17 protein-coding genes are annotated in these 22112 nt (G+C 38.4%); 10 read left to right on the forward strand and 7 right to left on the reverse strand.

Annotation, left to right across the window (positions count from 1 at the left end):
- Positions 1-36: 36 nt before the first annotated feature.
- Positions 37-1311: a replication-associated recombination protein A gene (locus JKP34_RS14180; protein WP_201922897.1), complete on the forward strand. Its 1275-nt coding sequence runs from the start codon at positions 37-39 to the stop codon at positions 1309-1311.
- Positions 1312-1394: 83 nt separating this feature from the next.
- Positions 1395-1931 (forward strand): HNH endonuclease, encoded by a 537-nt coding sequence (locus JKP34_RS14185; RefSeq protein ID WP_201922827.1) that lies wholly within the window; start codon positions 1395-1397, stop codon positions 1929-1931.
- 183 nt (positions 1932-2114) lie between these two features.
- Here JKP34_RS14185 and kdsA read toward each other — a convergent pair whose 3' ends face one another.
- Both kdsA and JKP34_RS14195 read right to left on the reverse strand, forming a co-directional pair.
- Positions 2115-2948 carry a 3-deoxy-8-phosphooctulonate synthase gene (gene kdsA, locus JKP34_RS14190; protein ID WP_201922832.1) on the reverse strand — a complete coding sequence of 278 codons (834 nt, stop codon included), beginning with the start codon at positions 2946-2948 and terminating at the stop codon, positions 2115-2117.
- Between the two features lie 3 nt (positions 2949-2951).
- Positions 2952-3509: a KdsC family phosphatase gene (locus JKP34_RS14195; protein WP_201922835.1), complete on the reverse strand. Its 558-nt coding sequence runs from the start codon at positions 3507-3509 to the stop codon at positions 2952-2954.
- Positions 3510-3610: 101 nt separating this feature from the next.
- On the opposite strand from JKP34_RS14195, the gene JKP34_RS14200 reads away from it, so the two are divergent.
- Positions 3611-6034 (forward strand): penicillin acylase family protein, encoded by a 2424-nt coding sequence (locus JKP34_RS14200; RefSeq protein WP_201922839.1) that lies wholly within the window; start codon positions 3611-3613, stop codon positions 6032-6034.
- Complete coding sequence (locus tag JKP34_RS14205; RefSeq protein ID WP_201922842.1) at positions 6031-6405, forward strand: hypothetical protein; 375 nt, start codon at positions 6031-6033, stop codon at positions 6403-6405. Before JKP34_RS14200 ends, JKP34_RS14205 begins: the two co-directional genes overlap by 4 nt.
- 68 nt (positions 6406-6473) lie before the next feature.
- Here JKP34_RS14205 and JKP34_RS14210 read toward each other — a convergent pair whose 3' ends face one another.
- The gene (locus tag JKP34_RS14210) at positions 6474-6986 is read right to left on the reverse strand and encodes a DUF4920 domain-containing protein (RefSeq protein WP_236665007.1); all 513 of its coding nucleotides are present in this window, start codon (positions 6984-6986) and stop codon (positions 6474-6476) included.
- Between the two features lie 128 nt (positions 6987-7114).
- Between JKP34_RS14210 and JKP34_RS14215 the strand changes: the two genes are divergently transcribed.
- From JKP34_RS14215 to JKP34_RS14230, 4 genes are all read left to right on the forward strand, one after another.
- A complete protein-coding gene (locus JKP34_RS14215; RefSeq protein WP_201922845.1) occupies positions 7115-7294 on the forward strand; it encodes a hypothetical protein in 180 nt (59 codons plus the stop codon).
- 137 nt (positions 7295-7431) lie between these two features.
- The gene (gene leuS / locus JKP34_RS14220; protein WP_201922848.1) at positions 7432-10167 is read left to right on the forward strand and encodes a leucine--tRNA ligase; all 2736 of its coding nucleotides are present in this window, start codon (positions 7432-7434) and stop codon (positions 10165-10167) included.
- A gap of 4 nt (positions 10168-10171) precedes the next feature.
- Positions 10172-10411, forward strand: a complete 240-nt coding sequence (locus JKP34_RS14225) for a hypothetical protein (protein ID WP_201922851.1) — start codon at positions 10172-10174, stop codon at positions 10409-10411.
- Between the two features lie 120 nt (positions 10412-10531).
- Positions 10532-10966, forward strand: a complete 435-nt coding sequence (locus JKP34_RS14230) for a hemerythrin domain-containing protein (protein WP_201922853.1) — start codon at positions 10532-10534, stop codon at positions 10964-10966.
- Here JKP34_RS14230 and JKP34_RS14235 read toward each other — a convergent pair whose 3' ends face one another.
- Genes JKP34_RS14235 through JKP34_RS14245 form a run of 3 tightly spaced genes read right to left on the reverse strand, consistent with a single transcriptional unit; the run spans position 10967 to position 13761 of the window.
- Positions 10967-11566, reverse strand: coding sequence for a DUF6992 family protein (locus JKP34_RS14235; RefSeq protein WP_201922855.1), 600 nt, complete (start codon positions 11564-11566; stop codon positions 10967-10969).
- Positions 11567-11569: 3 nt separating this feature from the next.
- Positions 11570-12208 carry a LysE family translocator gene (locus tag JKP34_RS14240; RefSeq protein ID WP_201922857.1) on the reverse strand — a complete coding sequence of 213 codons (639 nt, stop codon included), beginning with the start codon at positions 12206-12208 and terminating at the stop codon, positions 11570-11572.
- Positions 12205-13761, reverse strand: a complete 1557-nt coding sequence (locus JKP34_RS14245; RefSeq protein ID WP_201922859.1) for a GH3 family domain-containing protein — start codon at positions 13759-13761, stop codon at positions 12205-12207. The genes JKP34_RS14240 and JKP34_RS14245 overlap by 4 nt, the downstream gene beginning before the upstream one ends.
- 110 nt (positions 13762-13871) lie before the next feature.
- Between JKP34_RS14245 and JKP34_RS14250 the strand changes: the two genes are divergently transcribed.
- Positions 13872-14534, forward strand: coding sequence for a YggS family pyridoxal phosphate-dependent enzyme (locus JKP34_RS14250; protein ID WP_201922861.1), 663 nt, complete (start codon positions 13872-13874; stop codon positions 14532-14534).
- Between the two features lie 65 nt (positions 14535-14599).
- Entirely contained in the window at positions 14600-14971 is a 372-nt protein-coding gene (locus tag JKP34_RS14255; RefSeq protein WP_201922863.1) for a DUF423 domain-containing protein, read from the forward strand.
- 71 nt (positions 14972-15042) lie between these two features.
- Here the strand turns inward: JKP34_RS14255 and JKP34_RS14260 are convergent.
- Positions 15043-22112, reverse strand: a 7070-nt coding sequence (locus JKP34_RS14260; protein WP_201922865.1) for a T9SS type B sorting domain-containing protein, incomplete at its 5' end; no start/stop codon positions are given.

Genomic DNA, 22112 nt, shown 5'->3' on the forward strand with positions numbered 1-22112 from the left:
CCCCATATTGCACGCGCTAAAAATAAGTTATCAGTCATGTTTGGAGATGAAAAACCACTAGCAGAAAGAATGAGACCCAGCAGCCTGGAAGAACTGGTTGGTCAGTCTCATTTAATAGGAGAAAAGGGCGTGTTGCGCTTAAGCATTGCACAAGGCAAAGTGCCTTCCATGATTTTCTGGGGACCTCCGGGAGTAGGCAAAACCACTATTGCCAATATTATTGCCAATCAGGTAAAGGCTCCTTTCCAGACTTTGAGTGCTATCAGCGCAGGCGTAAAGGATGTACGTGAAGTAATACAGCGTGCCAGCAGAGGTGGTAAAATCATTCTTTTTATTGATGAGATTCACCGTTTCAACAAATCACAGCAAGATGCGCTTTTAGGGGCGGTAGAAAAAGGGGTTATTACCTTAATTGGTGCTACAACCGAAAACCCTTCATTTGAGGTAAACTCTGCCCTACTCTCTCGCTGTCAGGTTTATACTTTAAAGTCTTTAGAACTGGATGAGCTTAAAGGCCTGCTTCACAATGCTCTTAAAAAGGATGAAAAGCTGAAAAAGCTTTCCGTAGAAATTAAGGAATATGAAGCCCTGATCAACCTTTCTGGTGGCGATGCACGGAAATTACTCAACCTGCTTGAGTTGGTGATTGATTCTATGGACAGCACCAAAAAGATAAGCATCACCAATGATGGTGTGTGGGAAATAGCGCAGCAGCGCATGGCCATGTACGATAAAGGAGGTGAACAGCATTATGACATTATTTCGGCTTTTATCAAATCTATAAGAGGCAGTGATCCTAATGCAGCAGTGTATTGGCTTTCACGAATGATTGCCGGAGGTGAAGATGTAAAATTCATTGCCAGGAGGTTATTAATTTTAGCCTCTGAGGACATAGGGAACGCCAATCCGACAGCTTTAGTGATTGCAACAAATACCTTTCAGGCAGTGACTATGATAGGATACCCTGAAGGAGAAATTGTACTTTCTCAATGTGCAGTATATTTAGCCTGTTCACCTAAAAGTAATGCCTCTTATTTAGCCATCAAAAAGGCCAATGAACTAGTTAAGTCAACGGGGGATTTATCGGTTCCCTTACACATAAGGAACGCCCCAACCAAGCTTATGAAGGACTCAGGCTATGGAAAAGGCTACAAATATGCGCACGACTTTCCAGGAAATTTTGTTGAGCAGGAATTTTTACCAAAAGAAATATCAGGAGAAAAATTATACGATCCTCAAAATAATCCAAGGGAGGCAGAATTTCGTAAGCGATTAATAGCATATTGGTCGAAAAGATACGATTATAAATAATCTAAGAATGTTGGTATTTTTTTTATTGATTTAATTCCCTACCTTTATTCCGAACGGAATACTAACATTAACTTAAATTGAACATGGATCCAAAATTGGAAAAATGGAAAGAGATAGAATTTAACGTTGATTTACCCCATGCGAAGTATGAGATTTCCAATTATGGAAGGGTAAAGAGTTATTCTACTCGGGAAACCGGTAAAATTATCAAAGGTTCCAACGTAAATGGCTATCAAGCCATTATGATCAGATTCGACAAACGAATCACGCAGAGTTATTATGTACATAGGCTGGTTGCCGAAGCTTTCATTCCGAAAGAAAGAGATGACCAACATTATGTTACGCATCTTGACTACGACAAGTCAAACAATCACGTAAGCAACCTTAAGTGGGTTTCTGAAAGAGAGTTAGCTGACCATAACAACAAAAATCCTCGCGTTATGAAGAAGAGGGTTACTGGTTATAAGCTGACTGAATCAGATGTGAAAGTGATCAAGAAGATGTTAAAAAATGAGAAAACACGTTTCAGCCAAATCGCAAGACAATTCGGTATTACCCATACCCAATTAAACAGAATAAGAAAAGGCCAGAACTGGGGTCATGTAACTATTGATGACTAATTCTTAATTTAAAGACATTTAATAGGGGGAACAGAACCTGTCTGATAGTAATTAGGCAGGTTTTTTCATGTTTATTAATTCAACTTATGAAATTTCAGATCCCCGTTTTCACGGGGATGACGCCTAGGATTATAAAAAGTGCTTATTAGAACAACACTCCCTTGAACATTCAAAGGAAGCCTCTTAACTATACTTCTTGCCGAGCTCCCAACTTTCTTTTAACATAGAAAGAAAATTTTCCATATCAGCTAGAGGTACCATATTAGGTCCATCACTTTTAGCCACAGAAGGATCAGGATGTGTTTCCACAAAGAAGCCATCAACACCTGCTGCCGCTGCTGCCCTACCCAGATAAGGAGCAAATTCTCGCTGACCTCCTGAACTACCACCTGCACCACCAGGCTGTTGCACGCTATGAGTAGTATCAAAAACCACAGGAGCAAATTGACGCATGGTAGGTAAAGCGCGCATATCAACTACTAAATTATGGTAACCAAAAGAAGCTCCTCTTTCGGTTAAGCACACATTTTCATTTCCACTTTCCTTCACCTTGGTTACCGCATATTGCATATCTTCAGGTGCCATAAATTGGCCTCGCTTAACTTTCACACATCTACCGGTTTTAGCAGCAGCCACTAGTAAATCGGTTTGCCTGCAGAGGAAAGCAGGTATTTGCAATACATCTACTACTGAAGCCACTTCAGCAGCTTGTTCAGGGATGTGTATATCTGTTATTAAAGGTAAATCATATTGTGATTTAATGGCATCAAGCATTTGTAAACCTTTTTCCAAGCCAGGCCCTCTGTATGACTTCAAGGATGTACGATTAGCCTTGTCAAATGATGATTTAAAGACCAAGTCAATATCCAGCTTAGTGGCTATTTCCTTCAGAGCTGCTGCTGTTTCCGAAAGTATCTCGTTACTTTCCGCAGCACATGGGCCTGCAAAAATTACAAGCCTATCAGCACCCATTTCTATTTTAGTAGCAACCTGAATAGGTTTATCAAATGTCTTCATAATTTAAACTTCTTGAGATTTAAACTGGATCAATATTTTCTCCAATTTGTTCTGAGCAGCCAAAATCAAATCTGCTACTTCGCGTAAAACACCTTCACCTCCATTTTTTGAAGTAATGAAATCCGCCTCTGCCGCTACATAAGTCAAGGCATCAGCAGGAGAAACACCAAGGCCTGCTTTTAACAAGCAAGCTATATCCGTTAGGTCATCCCCCAGATAACAAACTTCTTCTTCCTTTAATTGGAAAGTTTCTAAAATTTCATCAAAATAATTAAGCTTGTCTAATTTACCATGAACATGATAATCGAAATTCAATTCCTTTAGTCTTCTCTTAACTACTGCGGAATCTCTACCCGTAATCGCGGCTACAATAATTCCGTTCTCTCGCAAAGGCTTTACGATTTGACCATCCTTTACATTAAACTTCTTAAGCTCAGCTTCACCCCCATCGTAAATTATACCTCCATCAGTTAAAACCCCATCAACGTCAGTTATGATGGCTTTGATTTTAGTTGCTTTACGCACAATTTCATCGGGAAATTTTTCTATAATGTGTTGCATTGGTTTTCAAAGATAAGTAAACACTAATATTTATTGACCATCATTATCATTCAAATCCATTTTTTTATACATTAGAAAATCAATTCAAAGCGTTCTAAAGTATGAATTTCATAAAATTTCTATTTTCATTGCTCATTGCTGCTGCCCTGGTAGTGGGTTTAAATGAAAAATGGGGCCAAGTACCACCTCTAGGCAAGTTTTTAGATCCCTACAACGGTTTTTGGGCTAACGGCACATCCGGAGAAGTTCCTTTTCAGGAATCTAACAATATTCCCGAATTAAATAATAAGGTAGAAGTTTATTATGACTCACTACTAATTCCACATATCTACGCTGAAAGTGATGAAGATTTATACAAGGCGCAAGGATTTGTAACCGCACAGAATAGATTATGGCAAATGGAGTTTCAAACTCATGCCTCTGCAGGAAGAATTTCCGAAATTATTGGTGGTGGAGCGCTTGAATTTGACAGGTATCAAAGAAGAAACGGTTTATTATATGCCGCAGAAAAAGCCATTAAGGCAATGGAGGATAATGATGTAACCAGCAACATCATCAACAGCTACACTGAAGGCGTGAATGCTTACATCAATGGACTAACCTATAAAGAACTACCAATTGAATATAAACTATTAGACTATAAGCCAGAAAACTGGAGCAACCTTAAGTCTGCTTTATTATTGAAATACATGGCTAATGATTTAGCCGGTGGAGATTCAGATGCTGAGAATAACTACCTGCTCAAAACTTTGGGGAAAGATAGATTTGACTTCTTATTTCCTGATCGTTATGAAAATATGGATCCAATCATCCCTAAAAGTAAAAAATGGGAATTCGAACCGCTTGAGGTAAATCGACCAGATTCTGTTAGTTTCCCACTGGTTTTTAGTGATAAAAAGATGCCTCAGCCCGATCCGCAAAACGGAAGTAACAACTGGGCAGTCAGTGGTAGCAAAACTAATACCGGTAAGCCTATGCTAGCCAATGATCCCCACTTGGGATTAAATCTTCCATCTATTTGGTATGTAATGCATCTTAACTCTCCTGAAGTAAATGTTTTAGGCGCTACCCTACCAGGTGCATTAGGTGTTATCATCGGCTTCAATGACAGCATTGCATGGGGCGTTACTAATGCCACTCGTGACGTGAGAGATTGGTACCACATTCAATTTAAGGATAAGGATAAAAAGGAATACCTACATAATAACAAGTGGCTAAAAACTCAGAAAGTGGTTCAAACTTTTAAGATAAGAGGAGAAGAAGCTTTTAATGACACCATCTATTATACACACCATGGCCCTATCGTTTATGATGAGACGTTTGGCTCTGAAAATAGTAAAGTGAATTTAGCTTTAAGATGGACTGCACATGATCCTTCAAATGAACAGTTAACTTTTCACCAACTTAACAGGGCAGCTAATTATGATGATTATAAAAATGCACTCACACATTTCGATTGTCCTGCTCAGAATTTTGTATTTGCCAGTACACAAGGAGATATAGCCATATGGGTCAATGGAAAATTCCCGCTACGATGGGAAGAACAAGGGAAATTTATAATGGATGGCACAAGGGCTGATATGGACTGGGCTGGTTTTATTCCGCGAGAGCACAATGCTTTTGTAAAAAACCCACCACGAGGATTTGTGAGTTCGGCCAATCAAATACCTGTTGATAGCACTTACCCTTACTACCACTATGACAGAGGTTATGAGCACTATAGAAACAGAAGAATTAATAACCGATTAGCAGAACTGGAAAACATCACCATTGAAGATATGAAGCGTCTCCAAAATGACAACTATCATATGCTAGCTTCGGAAATTTTACCAGCTATGTTAGATAGCTTGGATAGAAGCAAACTATCAGAACCACAAAAAGAAGCTTATGATAAATTAAAAAACTGGAATTACATAGCCAGTGAAGATGCCGTAGCCCCTACTTATTTTGAAATCTGGTGGAACAAACTTTATCGTAACCTGTGGGATGAATTCTATGTAGAAGGTAAACCATCAAGAAGACCAGAGCTACCAGTAACAGTACAAATCTTGAAAAATCATCCTGATGAAGCTTATATAGATAATCAGTCCACAACAGAGAAAGAAACTGTCTCTAGCCTATATGAGCAGTCTTTTAAATTTGCAGTAGACTCTGTAAGTAACTGGACAAAACAATCAGATTTAAATTTGACCTGGAGCAATTTTAAGAACACCACCATACAGCATTTAGCCAGGTTGTCACCTTTTAGTCATGATCATGTGCAAATCGGTGGCAATAGACATATAGTAAATGCTACTTCGGGCAGGCATGGCGCCTCATGGAGAATGATAGTATCCTTAGAAAAGCCAGTAAAAGCCTTTGGTGTATATCCTGGTGGTCAATCCGGAAATCCTGGAAGCTACTTTTATGACAACTTAATTGATGCCTGGGCTTCGGAATCTTACTATCAATTAGATAATTCAAATGAGCCTGATTTATTAGGTCAGGTTATTTTCAAACAAACTTTAACTCCTACTGCTGAATGAAATTTATCATCAGAACTATAATCATTGCAGTTGCTGCGCATTTTTGTTTATTGTACTTCCCTTGGTGGACAATCGCAGTCTGTGGCTTTTTAGCAGGCCTTTTAATTAATGGAACTAACCTAAGCACCTTTTTTAGTGGCTTTCTTGGAATTGGTATCCTATGGTTAATACAAGCATACAATATTCATTATAGAACAGACGGACTACTTTCAAATAGGGTGGCAGAATTATTTACACTTTCTGAAGGTTTCTATCTTGTTTTAGTAACAGCTCTGGTAGGAGCTCTTGTAGGTGGCTTTAGCACATTAAGTGGTCTACGACTGAGGAAGCTATCCTCTAGAAGAAGGCAAAGTAGAGGTTATTATAAATAATGAAATACTATTAAAAATAAGAAAGCCCGATCATTAGATCGGGCTTTCTTATTAATTGCGTATTTAAATTACTCCACAACAGTTACACCACTAGCTAAAAACGCATAACCCTTTTCTGGTTCAGTAATCTTAGCAATCTCTTCTTCGCTCTTTCCTGCATCTGCCGCTAAGTGCTGTAAAGTTTCTACATCAGTTTCTGAAATAGTTGCTTTGCCTTTCAATACCACTTCTTTTCCTCCTAAATCCTTAGGAACGAAGAAGCCATAATCCTTAAAGGTTACGCGCATAGTTTCACTATTAGGAAGTTCTAAAGTCATCCAACAACCTTTGGCCTGGCATACTTCAACCACTTTACCTTTTGCTATTACCATAGTTGAATCTGACTCCGACAGCCTTGAAGTTAGTTCGGAAACCAACACTGGCTGTTCATATTCGAACGCTTCTCCATAAAACGTGTTCATTTCATTTGCTACCTCTTCAGTAGAAGTATTTTCCGCTGAATCATTTTTTTCATCTTTTTTTACATCAGAACAAGCGAATGTAAAAACAGCGATTCCTGTTAATAAAAGTAGTTTTTTCATTGATTTTAAATCCTATAGTTTGAGATACAAAGCTAACTTTTTTAAAGTTTTTAAGAAAGTTTTATTTACCCATGCAACTTTTTGGCCTTTGGCACAATCATTGAATTAGAAGACACAAAGAAATTGACATGAAAGCCAAAAACAAAAAAGCATTATACAGAGGTCTGGTTTTAGTGATAGGCATATTAGTTGCTGTTTATATGTTTCTATCAGGCTTTCAAATCAATAACAGAATAAGTGAAAAACACATAGGAGAAGAAAAGTTACTCTACACTCCTTTAGTTTATAAGTTATTAATCAATTCATAGTTAATGGTTAATTTTAGGTTAGGTTAAGTGAAAAAAGGCCCGCAATTGCGGGCTTTTTTTATGATTTTATCATTCTTTTTAAGGCTTGCTTCACAAAACCTGTATTTTTGCAAATTGAATTCAACATAGAATATACAATGGCAGAATATAACTTCAGGGATACCGAAAAAAAATGGCAAGCATACTGGGACGAAAACAAAACCTTTAAAGCTGAAGACAAAAGCGATAAGCCAAAATATTATACGCTTGATATGTTTCCATATCCTAGCGGAGCTGGGCTTCATGTTGGTCACCCACTTGGTTATATTGCCTCAGATATTGTAGCACGTTTCAAAAAACAACAGGGCTTTAATGTATTGCATCCTATGGGTTTTGATTCCTTTGGTTTACCCGCGGAACAATACGCCATTCAAACAGGGCAGCACCCAGCCATTACTACTGAGCAGAACATCAAAAGATATATAGAGCAGCTAAAAAATATTGGCTTTGCTTACGATTGGGACAAAGAAGTAAGAACAAGTGATCCTTCCTTCTATAAATGGACTCAATGGATTTTCATGCAGCTATTCAATAGCTGGTATGATCACGCTGATAACAAAGCTAGAGATATTAATGTACTTATCGAGCATTTTGAAAAAACAGGCAACCAACTCATTAAAGCTGCTTGTGATGAGGACACACCTGACTTTACCGCTACAGATTGGTTACACTTTAGCGACAAGGAGAAAGAAGAAATGCTATTGAAATACAGAATAGCTTTTCTTTCAGAAGCCGTTGTAAACTGGTGTCCGGCATTAGGCACAGTTCTTTCTAATGATGAAGTGAAGGATGGCTTTAGCGAAAGAGGTGGACACCCGGTTGAGCGTAAAAAGATGATGCAATGGAGCATGCGCATTAGTGCATTTGCCGATAGGTTACTGGAAGGTTTAAACAGATTAGATTGGCCCGAGCCTGTTAAGGAAATGCAGCGTAACTGGATAGGTAAATCTGTTGGAGCCGAACTTGATTTTCAATTAGCGAATCAAGAAGATGAATCTATCAAAGTATTTACTACCCGAATTGATACCATTTATGGTGTAACCTTTATGGTATTGGCACCGGAACATGAGTTGGTTGAAAAAATAACCACTTCTGAACAGAAGTCGGCTGTTGAAGAATATGTAAATATTGCTAAGAACAGATCTGAGCGTGAGCGTATGACTGAAGTGAAACGTGTATCAGGCGTTTTTACTGGTGCTTATGCAGTTCATCCATTCACTCAGGAGCAAATTCCAGTTTGGATTGGTGACTATGTATTGGCTGGTTATGGTACCGGAGCCGTTATGGCCGTACCTTCAGATGATGAAAGAGATTTAGCCTTTGCACAGCATTTTGGTTTACCTGTTTTAGAAGTTGTTGAAGAAGGTAAAATTATCAATTCAGATTTCCTTTCAGGCTTATCTATTAAAGATGCCATTGCTAAAGCTGTTGAATTTGTTGAAGAAAGAGGAATTGGTAAAGCTAAAGTCAATTACCGTATGCGTGATGCTATTTTCAGCAGACAGCGTTACTGGGGTGAGCCCGTTCCTGTTTACTTTGAAGATGGCATTCCTCATTTGCTAAGTGAGGATAAACTACCTTTAGAATTGCCAGAAGTGGATAAATATTTACCTACCGAGGATGGTGAGCCACCTTTGGCCAGAGCAGAAAACTGGAAAACTGAAGATGGCTATGAGCTTGAAAAAAGCACTATGCCTGGTTGGGCAGGCTCCAGCTGGTATATGTTCCGTTATATGGATGCACAAAATGATGAAGCTTTTGTAGCTCCTGAAAAACAGGTTTACTGGAAAAACGTGGATTTATACATTGGAGGTAGTGAGCATGCAACAGGACACCTATTATACTCTCGTTTCTGGACTAAATTCTTATTTGATCGAGGTTACTTAACTGTTGATGAGCCTTTCCAAAAGATGATAAATCAGGGTATGATTCAGGGAAGAAGTAATTTTGTCTACAGAATTGAAGGTGAAAATAAATACGTATCCAAAGGATTAAAAGATCAATACAAAACACAAACACTCCATGTAGATGTCAACATAGTTCACAATGATGAACTGGATATTGAAGCTTTTAAAAACTGGAGAGCAGAGAATAAAGATGCTGAATTCATTCTTGAAGACGGCAAATATCACTGTGGTGCTGAGGTTGAAAAAATGTCTAAGTCAAAGCATAATGTTGTTAATCCGGATGATGTGATTGAGCAGTATGGTGCTGATACTTTGAGATTGTATGAAATGTTTTTAGGGCCATTGGAGCAATTTAAACCATGGAACACCAATGGTATTGACGGTACTTACAAATTCTTAAAGAAATTCTGGAGACTCTTCCATAATGAAAATGGTGAATTTACTGTAGCGGAGGGTGAAGCTGATAAAAAGGCTTTAAAGGCGCTTCATCAAGCCATTCAGAAAGTAGAATATGATGTAGAGCATTTCTCATTCAATACATCGGTATCCACATTTATGATTTGCGTAAATACACTTACTGATTTGAAGTGCAACAATAAGGCAGTTCTTTCTGATTTGGTCAGGATCATTGCGCCATACGCACCTCATATTTGTGAGGAACTATGGGAGAAACTTGGCAATAAAGAAAGTGTATCTGAAGCAGGTTGGCCTCAATTCAATCCTGATTTTATTAAGGAAGATGACCACACTTACCCGGTATCAGTCAACGGCAAGCACCGTGATAATATGACTTTCTCTTTAAACACACCAAAAGAGGAGATTGAGAAGGCTGTATTGGCAAATCCTAAAATTCAGAAATGGGTAGAAGATAAACCGATTAAGAAAATGATCATTGTGTCTAATAAAATTGTTAACATAGTAGTATAAGCATATGAAGAGCAGCGCTATAGTACATGAATACTACAAAAGAGCTTTTGACGATTATCTCGTTTTAGTTCAGGTAAATCCCATCAATTATACAGGGCTAGAATTGATTGTTCACCCGGATGGGAAACTTGAAAAAACCAAAATGGAGTTTGACGAGCATATCAAGGAAGATTTAGAACATGATGATTTTGAACAGAGCAGTTCATTAGAATTCAACCTTTATCTCAAAGGATTAAAAAAATAAAACAAAGGGCCAGTCGACTTAGATCGGCCTTTTTTCTTTTAGCATCAACTCATTAATCAATAACTGTCCAAAACAAATACTTAAGTAAGCAGTTCATGTGGCAACTAAACTTTTATACACATGAATATTTTTGAAGCTTTAAGAGCAGATCATGACACCCAACGTAAACTTGCAGAAATCTTAACCACTACTTCCGGTGAGAGCGAAGGGCGCGATGAACTTTTTAAACGATTAAAAACAGAATTAGCTACACATGCGGATGCAGAGGAGCGTTATTTCTATAAGCCTTTGATAGACCATGATATGACGCAGGATTTATCAAGACATGGAATTGCTGAGCATCATGAAATGGATGAACTGGTTGAAGAATTAGAAAAAACTGATTTGAGTTCACCGGGCTGGCTCGTTACAGCAAAGAAACTACAGGAAAAGATTTTGCATCACCTGGACGATGAAGAACATGAATTCTTTCAGTTAGCAGGTAAGGTTTTTACAGACGAACAGAAAGTTAGTCTGGCTAAAGATTACCAGAAACATATGAAAGAAAACAAATAGCTAGAAATTAAGCACCAGTCCGAATTCCTGAGGAGCAATATACAGGTTAGACAAAAACTCAGGTATTTGGGCTGTTTTATTTGCATGTATCCCATGTAAAATCAAATCGAATAGCAGCAGAAATCCTCCCTGCATCACAATAGATTTCCCATAGCCCTTTAACCGTTCAGGATTCTTTGAAGTGTTTTTCGAACGTTCCATCAAATAAAATCCACCAATAACATAAGCGATATCCAGCCCTGCATTAAAGAGCAGAACTTTCTGAAAGCTTACCTGACTTTCAAGTAATTCAGCTGAATTTGATGGCACTTCTCCACTCAGAGTAAAATAATAGCCAGCTCCGGCAATACCTAAATTCACCACATTCCAAATCAGATTCATTTCATGGAAATAAGCCTTCTCTCCAATAAGTTGAGACCTTCCTATACCACCCGCAATCATATTTACCGCAGCCCAACTACCTAATATGAGCATGCCCGTTTTTCTGATTTTAACATCTTGCTGATAGGCATCTTTAACATTAAGCTGTGAGGTATTTTGACTATATAATTCTACAGCAAGAAATAATAAGATGGGAATAATTAAATGATGCCTTTTCATAAACTATTGAAACATATTAGATTCGAAATGTTCATATGCAAAGTAGAATAACCTAAAAGAAAAGAGAATCAGGGCAACTCCTACCACTCGATTCATGATTTTGAGTCGCTTGACCGTTATGAAATTTCTTAAACGTTGAGCCAAGGCTACTTTTGTGACATCAGTAATTAAAAGCGTACCGATAATGGCTGAAAAGAAGCTTATAATTTCAGTATGGCTATAGTGATTCTTAACAGTAACGAGGGTCATAACACCTAGCCAGTACATTAGCACAAAAGGATTGATGCCATTCAGTACAAAGCCCTTAATAAACTGTTTCAAAACACCTTTTTTGGTAGTTTTTACATCACTCTCAATTTTATAATTCTTTTTGAGAAAGCTATAAACACCTGTTAACAACATGATAAGACCACCTACCGCGCCAAAAACGACAGATACCGTTGGGTTATTTCTAAAAAGTTTTACGCTGAAATACATCAGCAGGATATAACTAACATCAGCAATGGCAATGCCTAATGCCATTATCACACCTGCTTTCATCCCCTTCTCTATACTGTTCTGAATAAGTGCAAAAAAAACCGGGCCGATCATAACAGCCAACAGAAGGCCAAAGAGCACTCCTTCTAAAATAATGCTGCTCATTCAATCAACTTTCTTTCTCTTAAATAATTCAACCAGCTATCGAGCTTATCACCTTTTAGCACTCGTGGAAACTTGTTCTGTCCTCCAACTTTACCCTGCTCCTCCATATATTCAATAAAGACCTTTGTTGGCAACACTTTTACTGTCATATCCTTGAGAGCGGCAGTTCTCTCAGTAGCATAATCATCGTTAAGTACTTTGAGCCTTTCATCTAGCTTTTCCTGTAACTGATTTTCATCAACTGAAGCATCAATGCCCACATACCAATGGTGTGCAAAAAGTGACTCATGTCTTACACCCGCTACGGTAAATTCTTTCACATCGAAGCCCATATCATTAGAGACATCTTCTATCGCTTTATTCATATTATCAACGGAAAGATGCTCACCACATAAACTCAGAAAATGCTTTGTTCTCCCTGTAATAACGATTGAGCTGTTAGCCTTAGAAGTAAATTTCACAGTATCTCCAATGAGGTAACGCCATGTACCGGATAATGTACTGATCAGAAGCGCATACTCCTTGCCCTCTTCCACTTCATGAACCATCAGAGTTTCGGGGTTATCACGCATGTTTCCGTCTTCATCGAAGTTCTTTTCGTTAAACGGCACAAACTCATGGAAAATACCATTATTAAGCAATAAGCGCATGTCATGTACGCCCTGCTCAACCTGAAAGGCGATAAAGCCTTCAGAGGCCAAATAAGTGTTGATATAATTTATAGGTTTACCCAATAGCTTTTCAAAACCCTTTTTGTAGGGTTCAAAAGCAACACCACCATGCACATAAATTTCAAAATTAGGCCAGATATCATGTATATTGTCTACTTTGTAATGTGCTATTATCTTTTCCATTAGGATTTGTATCCAGGCGGGCACTCCAGCTATTATGGTAATGTTCCAATCTTTGGCCTTGAGCGTCATCTGCTCCAGCTTTTCATCCCAATCTTTCTTTTTAGAAATATCTTTACCGGGCTTATAGAACCGCTGAAACCAGAAAGGTATCTTACCTGTGGTTATCCCACTTAAATCCCCCTCAGCATAGTCTCCATGGTCGTTGAGGTCAGTGCTTCCCCCTACCATTAGTGTACCGCCCTCAAAAACAGTTGAAGGCAATCCTTTGTAGCGAGAAAGAGAAAGTATTTGCCTTACACCTGTCTTCCTGATAGCATTGACCATATCCATGGTAACAGGTATTCTTTTAGAGGCTGCTCCTGAAGTACCTGAACTTAGGGCGAAATATTTTATTTTACCCGGCCAGCTGACATCTTTCTCGCCTTCAACAAGCTTGTGCCACCAGGCATCATGCATTTTATCATAGTTAAAAACAGGCACATTCTTTTTAAATACTTCATAGAATTCCTGATGTCCGCCTCTTTTGAAAGCATCTAATATTTCATCGAAAATATAGGCTCTGCCAAACTGGGTATTTCTTGCCGCTATAATAAGCTCACGCAATTCTGCCTTTTGAAGATCGAAAGGAGAAGAAAAATCCTGATTCAAGCTCTCTCTCAGCTTGATACCTCTTTTTATTAAGTTTCCTAAAAGTGCCATGCAAAAAATTGAATCTCTTATAAAAGATAAATTATTAATTATTGTAGAGAATTAAACCATTAACTTAGAATTTAATTATTTAATAATACCGTAAATAAGAAAATACTACAATGGATATCGCCAAAAATATAGATGCAATTAAAGCAGAAATTGGAGATGTTAAGCTCATAGCTGTAAGTAAAACTAAGCCTGCGAGTAACATTGAAGCAGCTTATACTCATGGGCAGCGTGCTTTTGGAGAAAACAAGGTACAAGAATTAACAGATAAAGCTGAGGATCTCCCCAAAGATATTGAGTGGCACATGATCGGGCATTTACAACGCAATAAGGTAAAGTACATAGCTCCATTTGTTCACTTAATCCACGGTGTTGATAGTCCTCGTCTGCTTAAGGAAATTAACAAGCAGGGAAGAAAAATTGAGCGCATAATACCTGTTTTATTGCAGATGCACATTGCTGAAGAAGAAAGTAAATTCGGACTTGATAAAAACGAACTTAATGAGCTTTTATCCTCCGAAGCATTTAAAGAGATGAACTTTGTAGAGGTAAAAGGTTTAATGGGCATGGCTACTTTTACTGAGGATGAAGATAAAATCCGTAGAGAGTTTAAATCACTCAAGCATATTTTTGAAGAAGTGAAGGCCAAGTATAATGATGAAAAGCTCAATATGACTGAACTTTCAATGGGTATGAGTGGCGACTATAAAATTGCCATAGAAGAAGGAAGTACCATGGTGAGAGTTGGCAGCGCCATTTTCGGAGAGAGAAATTAAGGTAGGAAGTGGGAAGTGACAAGTTTGGAGTTGAAAGAATTGATAAAATAATTTAGATACAAAATATGCAAAAGACCGTCATAATAACAGGAGCAATATTAGGAGGTTTGAGAGTAGTTTTAGGAGCCTTTGGGGCGCATGCACTGAAAGAAACCTTAACAGCATCAGGTAGATTAGACACTTACGAAACAGCAGTTAAGTACCAAATGTATCACAGTTTAGCACTTGTACTATTAGGAATTATTATGAATCAGTTTGAGCATAAAATGCTGAACTACTCAGCATATTCCTTTATCGTAGGCATGGTCATATTTAGTGGAAGCCTGTATATTTTATGTGCTACAGGAATTTCTAAACTAGGCGCCATCACTCCTATTGGTGGTTTATTCCTAATAGCAGGCTGGGTATTATTAGCTTTAGGTATATATAAAAGCTGATCAATTACTTATGATCATAAAAAAGGCTTCTGATAGTTCAGAAGCCTTTTTTTGTGACTTGATTCAACGTCTTATTTATTACCGCCCCTGAGTATTTCTACCCATCCGCTAAATACTTCATTATCAATAGTCAATTGGTAGAAGTATATACCATCTGGTAAATCACCACCATCCCATAGATTTGAAGGCCTGTAACTTGCAGATCTAAAGACAATTGCTCCCGTTCTATTGGTTACTACTAATTCAGCACCATCATCTGGTAAATTAAGAATCTGGAATTCATCGTTAATACCATCACCATCCGGAGTAAAGATGTTTGGAATAAATGGTGATCTATCGAAATCAACAGTTATATCAAAACCATCTCTCGCCAAATTCTGAACAAGCTTATTACCTGCAGTTCCACATCCGAATGAATCATAATATTCAATTTCGTAAACACCCGGTAGTAGGTTGTCAAAAGTTAACATATTATCATCACCAAATTCTAATGGTTCAGAAGGCAATGTATACAGTGCACTATTATTTCCACCTAGAGGCTCTACTAAGAATATCTGGGCCGAATAACCTGTTGCACTAGTATTACTTACTAATCTTATAGAAATAGAACCATTTGAAAAATCAGGTCTGGTAGTTGGCATAGGATTCATTTCACTTCTGCTTCTGTCAACACCTGGAGGTAATTGAGGTTCCGGAACAAGCTCAACAAATAACTCAGCAGTAGGTCCGTCAACAATTGCTGGCAAATAAGTTGACCTGATTGAATCTGTACAATTTCCTGGTTTTTGAGAAAGCTGTACATTGTATGTGCCTGTTTCAACAAATCCAAAGCTGTTAGGATCTATAATAAAGTTACCACTTAATGGAACAGTCTGTTCTGTGAAAGTTCTTATCAAGTCATCTCTATCGTTAAATAGTTGGATAACTAGTGGTAAATCTTCATCAGCAGAGATATTAGTAATTTCTATAGAACCTGACTGACCAAAACATTGTGCATTTATTCCTTCCACTTCATAAGTTGGAATAATCGCTCCGGCATTAATTGTAATAAAATTATCAGCCGAACAAGCTTGCTCATTAGTAACTGATCTTAGCGTCCATCTGTACCTTACACCTTTCTCGAATAAAAACTCGAGGTTTTCATCAGGACCTATTAAGAATTCAGCTGAACCATTAATATCAACATCTAAAGTAAATTCTGCCGTTTCCGTATCATCCACTCTATTAATGATGAAGTTATACGGGCCAGTAACATTATCAATGGTATTCTGATCAATAACTACTCTTAAGCCTTCAGGATTGTCAAGACAATTATCCGCTGGGTTAATTTCCTCTACAATGGCCCTTATTTCATTTGGAGAAACAATAGGTCCTATTTCAAAAGTCTCAGAACATCCTGTATCATCAGTAATTGTTAGTTCATCCACATTTCTGGCTAATCCACCAATTATTCTATCTGCATCTAGTGTTACTTCTTCACCATCAATAGTGAAAGTATAAGGAGCTACACCGCCATTTACTTCAGGTATTCTTATCTCACCAATTTCTTCAGCAGTAGTACAGCTGGCCTGAGTTACAAGTGTAATATTACCGTCAAGCGTAATTGGCTGGCTTAGGTGTTCAATATTAACCGCAATACTTAATTCACAATCTGATGTTCCGGGCTCATCACTCACTAAGATGTTGTTAATTGCCGGAAGACCTTCAATTGCATTACCAGAAGTAAATTCAGTCCATAGATTACCATTATCAATGGAATAATAACCCACTGAAATACCGTCAAGTGTAATCACTACTGAGCCACTATTATCACCAAAGCAAACTACGTCTACTGTATCAGAAACGGTTGCGCTAAAGGCATTAACACTTTCTACCAATAACCCACCTCTATCACTTATTTGACAAGCATCAGGATCAACGGTATTTTCAAACTGCATTAAATACGTACCTATTGCTACCTCACTAAATATACCTGTTGAATTAGTAGCGACTGTATCACCATCTGCATCTACCAAATGGAAATCATAATTACTAGGTAAGTTATTCAGTACAGCAGTGATAGTACCTGTAGTACTACCACATTCTGGTTGCTGGATATTGATATCAACAGCATCTGAACCAACTATGGCGGTATTTTCAATCGTTATGTTCTGATCTGCTACACCGCAACCATTGTTGTTATTGTTAATAAAACGAATTACATAATCACCTTCGTCAATACCGTTGAAATTACCAGTAGTACTTGTTTCTAAAACTGTTGTAAGGTCTGTTGAAGCATACAATTCATATGTAAATGAATCAGCAGTACCACTTAAGCTCACACTAATACTACCAGTAGAAATATTACAAGTTGGTTGCGTTATGTCCACACTGGCTGAAACACTTGACTTAGTACCTATGCTGAGGTTAAGTGTATCAGATAGACAGTTAATCGTTTCATCTTCAATTACATAATTATAAGTACCAGCTGTAAATAGCTCTGGGATTTCAACTATCAATCCGTTTCCAAAATTAGCTACTGTATATGTATCATAGTTTAATGAATCATTAGGCTTAATATGGAAGGTAAGAGAGTCTGATGCACTTACATTTGATAACAAGAAGAAGATTTGACCATCCTGAACGCCTAAGCACGAAGCAGCTTCAGTAATTGGTACAGCTCTTAAGTCATCACATTGGAAATCACATTCAGGTGGTTGTGTTACCTCAATATCTCGAATAATAACACTACAGTTAGCATCGCTCAATTTAACTCCATATATGCCTGCCTCCAAGTTATCTATACTAGATGCCCTGCTAATAGTATCATTTTCTGAATTAAACCAAGCATAGCTAGTTGGCATATTTGCATCAGCAAAAGTGAGCGAGATACTTCCGAACTCACCACATTCAGTAATATTATCTACAGTTGGCGTGTTAGGAATAAATGGAGCATCCTCATTTACGTCAATTTCTTGACGGAACTCGCAAGTAGTCAGTTGTCTAATGACTATCGTGTAGGTTCCCTGACTTAACCCTCCAAAGGTAAAATTCAGAACTGAACCATCTTGGTCAAGTTCACTTGCTATTTCTGCTTCATTTATATCTTCAAATAAAAGAACATCAAAGTTCAAGCCTGATGGATTTTCCACTTCGACTGATATTTCACCATCCGAATCACCACAGGTAGCTTCTATTGAATTGACGACTGTGGCAGTTATCTCTTCAAAAGGATCTATCGAGAATTCTACACTATCTACACACCCACCATTCTCAATAAATAATTTGTAACTGCCTGGTGAAAGTTGATCGTAAGAGTAACTTTCAACCGTTGTATTTAATAAGGCATCAACAGTATCAACTGCATTGGTTGCTTGCTTGATGTGATAATTAATGTCTCCGGTACTACCTGTAATATCAATGGAAATCGCTCCATTATCAACTCCACATAAAGTTTGGTTGGTAATGGTTGTATCGGTAACAGTAAATGGTATTGGGTTGGTTACTGCAAAAGTATCAACAGCTATACAGCCTCTATCGATATCGGTTACCTGTATTCTATAGTTTCCTGCTCCAAGACCAGTCAAATTTTGATCTGTGCTTGTAAAGCCTGAAGGTCCAGTCCATAGGAAAGATAGATTCCCGGAATTATTTCCTGACACGCTTATTTCCAACTCTCCATCTGTCGCTCCACAACCTGAAGAATTGGTTATTGATTCGGATATTAATATAGATGACTCCTGAACTGCAAATTTGCCAGTCATGTCATACGTACATGCATCAAAGGTTCCCGTTACAGAAATTGAATCACCTTCAATAAAATCTCCACTAGGTAAAACAATATCGATAGGACTACCAGTACCAGCTAATACTGTACCGGAAGCAATTCCATTTATTAACACCTCATAATCAACACCTAACTCGCTACCATCCAGGCTTACTGTTAAATCAGCTCCCGGACATACCTGAGTAGGATTTGCATTGGCTACATTCTGCCGAACAATATCAGCTTTAGTTTGAAGGTTAACTTTATCCGAAAGGAATAAAGAACACGATCCAGAAGTAGCTCTTATAGATAAGTCTACATTGGAAAAAGTAACGTTTGGCAGAACAAATGCGAGCGAATCACCGTCACCTGGTTTAATTAGTCCTGTTGCTGAAGTAGATATAAATAATTCATAATCTACACCTATTTCACTGTCATCAAGGACTAATATGAATTGATCACCAACACAAATCTCAACAGTATCAGGGTTTTGGATGCTTTGATCAGTTATTTCAATAACACTAATAGTAACATCTCCATTCATTAGTTCAGTACAAACTCCGTTATCTCCTTGAACACTTATGACATCGCCATCAACAAATTCTGAACTAGGAACGCTAATACTAACTGAAGACCCTCCGGCTGCTCCTGATACCACAGCACCTGTTTGTGAACCATTTACAAGGGCTTCATATGTTACACCTGGCTCACTACCATTAATAGTGATTAATCCGTCATTTCCACTACAAATATTTACGGTATTTGGTGTAGCTACATCTTGAATTGTTATGGCTGGTACTATGGTAGCCGTTGTAAAGTCACTCAACAACAGAGAACATCCGCCTAAAGTAGCATTGACAAAAATATCATCGCCATCAGCAAATAAAGCACTAGGCAAAGTAATTACAATTGAATCACCATCTCCAACTTCAGTTATGCCCGTTGCCGTGGTAGCCACAAATATTTCATAAGTTACACCTGTTTCACTGTTATCAAGAATTACAGTCAAATCATCTCCTGAACACACTTCAGTAATAGCATCATTCGTCAATGTTTGATCTACAACACTTGAAACATTAACTACAACTGTATCTACAGCATCAATACATATAGCTGCATTATCACTCACCGTCCAGGTAAAAATATAATCTCCATCTTCTGTTAAATCGGTAATTGTTGTGTTAGGGTCATTTGGTGAAGTAATGGCCACAGCCGCACCTGCTGGTTGACTAAATAGATTCCATACACCCGTTTGGTTAGTTCCAACTGCATTTGCTGCCAATGTAGTATTATCCGAGCATATTGATTGATCTGGACCAGCGTCTGCTACAGGAGCCGCAATAATAGTAAGCGTCATACTATTATTAACACTTGCACAGCTACCATTACCAGTTCCTGTTAAGGTTAAAGTAACTGTACCTGCTGTGGCATCACCTGCGCCTGGGGTATAAGTCGGTAATAAAGCTGTAGCATCATCAAATGCACCATCACCACTTGTTGTCCACGTTAAACCTGATGTATTTGAGGCACTTGCCGGAGTTGTAGCTCCTGATAAATCTATTGCCTGATTTGAACATGTACTCTCATCACTACCTGCATCAACTACTGGTGCCGGAGTGATGGTTAAGATCATATCATCATTGGCTGGTACCGTACATGGCCCGTTACCATTTACTGTTAATGATAAAGTAACTGTGCCAGCTGTTATATCTGCTGCACTTGGGGTATAAATAGGTGTATTTGCTGTATTATCATCGAATGTACCATTTCCACTTGTTGACCAGCTCACTGTACTTTCATTTGTAATAACTACAGTACCTGAAGCTGATAAGTCTAAAGCATCACCCTCACATATTGTTAGATCATCTCCGGCATCTGCCACTGGTGATGGGGTGATGGTTAATGTCATATCATCACTTATATCTCCACAATTTGCGTTACCAAAAGCTGTTAGGGTTAAAGTAACTGAACCTGCTGTAATATCTGCTGCACTTGGGGTGTAAGTGGTTATCAACTGGGTATCATCTCCAAAGGTACCTGTTCCACTTGTGCTCCATTGTATACCTGAATTATTACTTTCCGTTGGTGCTACAGTGAAAGTAGTCATATCAAATACCTCTGTATCACATATATCTTCGTCACTACCTGCTGTTACCTGAGGACTAGCAACTATTGTATAGTTAACATTGCTTGAAACTGGACTACAGCTACCATTGCCATTAGCTGTTAGTGTTAAAGTAATTGTACCTGCTGTGGCATCTGCCGCACTTGGTGTATAAGTGGTTACCAACTGTGTGCCATCTCCGAATGTACCTGTCCCACTCGTGGCCCACTGTAAAGTACTAAAGTTACTTGCACTTGCTGGAGTTGTCGCTGTACTTAAATCAAATGCTACTCCCTCACATATAGTCTCTGAACTTCCTGCATCGGCTATAGGCGCTGGTGTGATGGTTAGCAAGGTTGTATCTCTGGCTACAGGACATGATCCATTACCATTTACTGTTAATACTAAATCAACACTTCCGTTCGCGATATCATTTACTCCTGGTGTATAAGTTGGTTCCAGGTTATTAACATTATCGAAGCTACCATCTCCCAGTGTGCTCCATGTTTGGCCTGATCCATTAGCTGATGATACAGTTCCTGATACTGATAAATCCGCATCATCTCCCTCACATATGGTAACATCATCACCTGCATCTGCTACAGGAGCAGCAGTAATAGTCAACGTCATATTATCTGATATATCAGGACAAGTACCATTCCCGAAAGCTGTTAGCGTTAAAGTAACTGTACCTGCTGTTACATCCGCTGCACTTGGGGTGTAAGTAGCTAATAACTGGGTATCATTATCAAAAGTACCTGTTCCGCTTGTAGTCCACTGCAAACTTGCAAAATCACTTGCACTTGCTACTACTGCTGCTGAATTTACAGCAAAATCATCACTCGAACATATCGCTTCATCACTACCTGCATCCACTGTTGGCGCTGGTGTGATCGTCAAAGTCATATTATCTGGAACATCTGCACATGAACCATTTCCAAATCCAGTTAAAGTTAATGTAACTGTACCTGCTGTTACATCCGCTGCACTAGGGGTGTAAATCGGCTCTAAAGCAGTATTATCGTCAAATGTTCCCGTTCCACTTGTGCTCCATGCTAAACTACTTGTATTACTCGCTGAAACTGAGCCAGATGTCCCTAAATCCAAAGCATCACCCGCACATATACCTACATCATTACCCGCTTCTACTATTGGGGCAGGTAGGATAGTAAGCGTCATACTATTATTAACACTTGCACAGCTACCATTACCAGTTCCTGTTAAGGTTAAAGTAACTGTACCTGCTGTGGCATCACCTGCGCCTGGGGTATAAGTCGGTAATAAAGCTGTAG

It is taken from the genome of Marivirga atlantica, assembly GCF_016734805.1.
Lineage (GTDB): Bacteria > Bacteroidota > Bacteroidia > Cytophagales > Cyclobacteriaceae > Marivirga > Marivirga atlantica.

Bases quoted from the DNA above. Each gene is read 5' to 3' on its own strand.
- JKP34_RS14200 (WP_201922839.1), top strand. From the start codon at position 3,611: ATGAATTTCATAAAATTTCTATTTTCATTGCTCATTGCTGCTGCCCTG.
- JKP34_RS14250 (WP_201922861.1), top strand. From the start codon at position 13,872: ATGGATATCGCCAAAAATATAGATGCAATTAAAGCAGAAATTGGAGAT.
- kdsA (WP_201922832.1), bottom strand. From the start codon at position 2,948: ATGAAGACATTTGATAAACCTATTCAGGTTGCTACTAAAATAGAAATG.
- JKP34_RS14255 (WP_201922863.1), top strand. From the start codon at position 14,600: ATGCAAAAGACCGTCATAATAACAGGAGCAATATTAGGAGGTTTGAGA.
- JKP34_RS14235 (WP_201922855.1), bottom strand. From the start codon at position 11,566: ATGAAAAGGCATCATTTAATTATTCCCATCTTATTATTTCTTGCTGTA.
- JKP34_RS14205 (WP_201922842.1), top strand. From the start codon at position 6,031: ATGAAATTTATCATCAGAACTATAATCATTGCAGTTGCTGCGCATTTT.
- JKP34_RS14195 (WP_201922835.1), bottom strand. From the start codon at position 3,509: ATGCAACACATTATAGAAAAATTTCCCGATGAAATTGTGCGTAAAGCA.
- JKP34_RS14245 (WP_201922859.1), bottom strand. From the start codon at position 13,761: ATGGCACTTTTAGGAAACTTAATAAAAAGAGGTATCAAGCTGAGAGAG.
- JKP34_RS14225 (WP_201922851.1), top strand. From the start codon at position 10,172: ATGAAGAGCAGCGCTATAGTACATGAATACTACAAAAGAGCTTTTGAC.
- JKP34_RS14210 (WP_236665007.1), bottom strand. From the start codon at position 6,986: ATGAAAAAACTACTTTTATTAACAGGAATCGCTGTTTTTACATTCGCT.
- JKP34_RS14185 (WP_201922827.1), top strand. From the start codon at position 1,395: ATGGATCCAAAATTGGAAAAATGGAAAGAGATAGAATTTAACGTTGAT.
- leuS (WP_201922848.1), top strand. From the start codon at position 7,432: ATGGCAGAATATAACTTCAGGGATACCGAAAAAAAATGGCAAGCATAC.
- JKP34_RS14215 (WP_201922845.1), top strand. From the start codon at position 7,115: ATGAAAGCCAAAAACAAAAAAGCATTATACAGAGGTCTGGTTTTAGTG.
- JKP34_RS14240 (WP_201922857.1), bottom strand. From the start codon at position 12,208: ATGAGCAGCATTATTTTAGAAGGAGTGCTCTTTGGCCTTCTGTTGGCT.
- JKP34_RS14180 (WP_201922897.1), top strand. From the start codon at position 37: ATGTTTGGAGATGAAAAACCACTAGCAGAAAGAATGAGACCCAGCAGC.
- JKP34_RS14230 (WP_201922853.1), top strand. From the start codon at position 10,532: ATGAATATTTTTGAAGCTTTAAGAGCAGATCATGACACCCAACGTAAA.